Here is a 323-nt window from a genome sequence, read left to right on the forward strand (position 1 = left end):
TGTTTAACGTGCCGGATGAGAACCTGCCGCAGGTTCGCGTCGAGCGCAGTGAGACAGCGTTGCTGAAGGCAACGACCCGAAGGGCGAGGCAACGCCGAGTCATCCTGCACGACCCACCAATTCAGAAAGAAGCGCCTTACGGGCGCTTTTTTCGTTTCTGTGCTCTGATGTTTAACGTGCCGGATGAGAACCTGCCGCAGGTTCGCGTCGAGCGCAGTGAGACAGCGTTGCTGAAGGCAACGACCTGAAGGGCGAGGCAACGCCGAGTCATCCTGCACGACCCACCAATGTAGAAAGGCGCCCTAAAGGCGCCTTTTTGCTAT

2 other RNA genes are annotated in these 323 nt (G+C 57.9%); both read left to right on the top strand.

Features of this window, described 5'->3' with window-relative positions:
• Positions 1-119: non-coding RNA, RtT sRNA (locus tag ACZ3HG_RS23045), on the top strand.
• A gap of 43 nt (positions 120-162) precedes the next feature.
• Positions 163-287: non-coding RNA, RtT sRNA (locus tag ACZ3HG_RS23050), on the top strand.
• Positions 288-323: the final 36 nt, after the last annotated feature.

The organism is Erwinia sp. PME.40.26/001 (assembly GCF_055556675.1).